This is a genomic window from Methanospirillum sp., from assembly GCF_035560735.1.
Lineage (GTDB): Archaea > Halobacteriota > Methanomicrobia > Methanomicrobiales > Methanospirillaceae > Methanospirillum.
In genome coordinates this window covers 1-2,930 of record NZ_DATMYY010000410.1, presented here as the reverse complement: position 1 = coordinate 2,930, position 2,930 = coordinate 1, and the positions used below count along the sequence as shown (strand labels likewise).

1 protein-coding gene is annotated in these 2,930 nt (G+C 46.5%); it reads right to left on the bottom strand.

From position 1 onward, the window contains the following. Window positions 1-2,840 (bottom strand): excinuclease ABC subunit UvrA (gene uvrA, locus VN429_RS12225; protein ID WP_325633730.1); only part of this gene is annotated, 2,840 nt, incomplete at its 3' end. Window positions 2,841-2,930 lie beyond the last annotated feature (90 nt).

Below are 2,930 nucleotides of genomic sequence, written 5' to 3'. Positions count from 1 at the left end.
GTATAACTCTTTGTATTTTGAGCAATCTCTTCAGGAGTTCCTGATACGATAATCTCACCTCCGGCGTCACCTCCTTCAGGTCCTAAATCAATGATATAATCGGCTGATTTAATGACATCCAAATTATGTTCAATAACGATAACCGTATTTCCCTTTTCAACAAGTCCGTCCAGGACAGTAATCAGTTTTCGAACATCATGGAAATGAAGCCCGGTTGTCGGCTCGTCAAGAAGGTATACTGTTTTCCCTGTGGCTCGCTTTGAGAGTTCACGTGTCAGTTTAATCCGTTGAGCTTCACCACCGGAGAGCGTTGTCGCACTCTGCCCAAGTTTGATGTATCCAAGACCGACATCTAGCAGTGTCTGGAGTTTGTTTCTGATCTTAGGGATATTTCCAAAGACCTCCATCGCCTCTTCCACGCTCATCGCGAGGGCATCTGCAATGGATTTTCCCTTATATTTTACTTCAAGGGTTTCTCTGTTATATCTTTTCCCTTTACATTCTTCGCATTCAATATACACGTCTGGCAGGAAATTCATCTCTATCTTGATCAGTCCGTCTCCCTGGCAGGCTTCGCAGCGTCCTCCTTTTACATTGAATGAGAAACGTCCTGACTTATATCCCCTGACTTTTGCCTCTTTTGTCTCTGCATACAAAGTCCTGATTTCATCAAAGACTTTGGTGTAGGTTGCCGGGTTGGATCGAGGTGTCCGGCCTATTGGTGATTGATCAATGACAATTACTTTGTCGACCTCTTCGTCAAAGATGAGTTCATCATGAGCACCTACATCAACGCGGGAGTTGTATACTGCCTTTTGAAGAGCAGGATAGAGTGTATCGTAAATGAGGGTGGATTTTCCTGATCCAGAAACTCCTGATACGAGGGTGAGTGTGCCCATTGGAATTCTTACTGATACCCCTTTGAGGTTATTCGCTCTACACCCGGTGATAGTGATAAACCGTTTACTGGTTCTGCGTTTCTGCGGAACCTCTATCTTCATTCTTCCTGACAGGTATGCACCGGTTAACGATTCTGGATGTTTTTCAACCTCATCCGGTGTGCCTTCGGCGACTACTGCACCACCGTGGGTACCCGCTCCTGGCCCCATGTCAATAACCCAGTCTGCTGCCCTGATGGTATCTTCATCGTGCTCGACTACGATGAGGGTATTACCCAGATCACGGAGCTGACGGAGAGTCTCAATTAGGCGATTATTATCACGTTGATGAAGTCCAATAGATGGTTCATCAAGAACATAGAGCACTCCCATGAGATTTGCACCGATCTGGGTTGCGAGCCTGATCCGCTGTGCTTCACCACCAGAAAGACTCCCGGCAGTTCGGGAAAGGGTGAGATAACCGAGCCCTACCCTCTGCAGAAAGATGAGACGTGACTGGATCTCTTTCAGCACCTGCTGGGCGATCTCCCTTTCTTTGTCTGTTAACTGGAGAGTTTCAAAAAACCTGATACATGAGGAAATCGAGAGATCGGTTACATCCACGATCGAATGTTCGGCTATCCTGACGGCAAGTACAGTCTCTTTCAGACGCTTACCGTGACAAACCGGGCATTCGCTGATCCGCATGAACTTTTCGAGTTCACGTTTACGATACTCTGATTCCGTCTGTTGGTAGAGTCGCTCTGCCTGAGGTAGCAGCCCTTCCCAGGTACCTTTGTGTGACCATGTTCCCTGCCCCTGTTTGTAACTCATGTGAAAGTTGATCTGTTCTGGTGAACCGGACATCAGAACTTCAAATTGTTTAGGGGTGAGGTTTTTAATCGGGGTATGGACAGTAAAGCCGAAATGTTCGGCTACTGCTCCGACAAGTTGGGAACGGTATCCATCCAGGAAATTACGGTATGTAGCAATGGCCCCTTCTGCAATAGACTTCTCCTTATCTGGAATAATCAGGCTTGAGTCAAAGTCCATTTTTATTCCAAGACCCTTGCATTCAGGACAGGCTCCAAATGGACTGTTAAACGAGAACATCCGTGGCTGAAGTTCCTCAAAGGTCAGACCACAGATCGGGCAGGCCATCTTAGCAGAGTAGAGATGATCAGTTCCTTCTTCCCCTACTACGATCACGAGGCCATCTGATCTTGTTGTTGCCTGTTCTATAGCCTCAACAATGCGTGAATGATCTGATGAGTCAAGACGATCGACTACGAGGTCGATGGTATGCATCTTGTACCGTTCGAGAACAATCTCATCCTCTGTCCGGTATATTTCACCGTTGACTCTGACTCTTGCGAACCCTTCCTTGTTTAAGTCTTTAAAGAGTTGCTGATATGTTCCCTTTTTCTTCCTGACTAGTGGTGCCAGGATGGTTATCATGCCTGAAAATTCCTCTTCTATCTTCTCTGTTATCTTCTCAGGTGATTGTGCGATGATAGGGAGATTGTGTTCCGGGCAATATGCAATTCCTATACGGGCATACAGAAGACGGAGATAATCATAGATCTCAGTAACCGTTCCAACGGTTGAGCGTGGATTTTTACTTGTTGACTTCTGCTCGATAGATATTGCTGGTGAAAGACCTTCGATGCTGTCCACATCGGGCTTGTTCATAAGTCCGAGAAACTGCCTTGCGTACGAGGAGAGGGATTCTACATACCTGCGCTGTCCCTCAGCATATATCGTGTCAAAGGCAAGGGTGGATTTTCCTGATCCTGACAGACCGGTGATAACCACCAGTTCATCACGCGGGATTGCGATGGTAATATTTTTGAGGTTATGCTCGCGTGCTCCTTTGATAAGAAGCCGCCCACCTGTGTGTCCAGGAGTATTTTTTTCAACAACTCCTTCATCAGATGGATGAATTAATCTCCCTCCGGGCATTTTGATGGGAATATGAATATGGAGTTTATGGCCTGGTTTGGCACAGTTCCTGGTCTTTGCCAGGAACAGGAATTGAAGACATCTAAAATC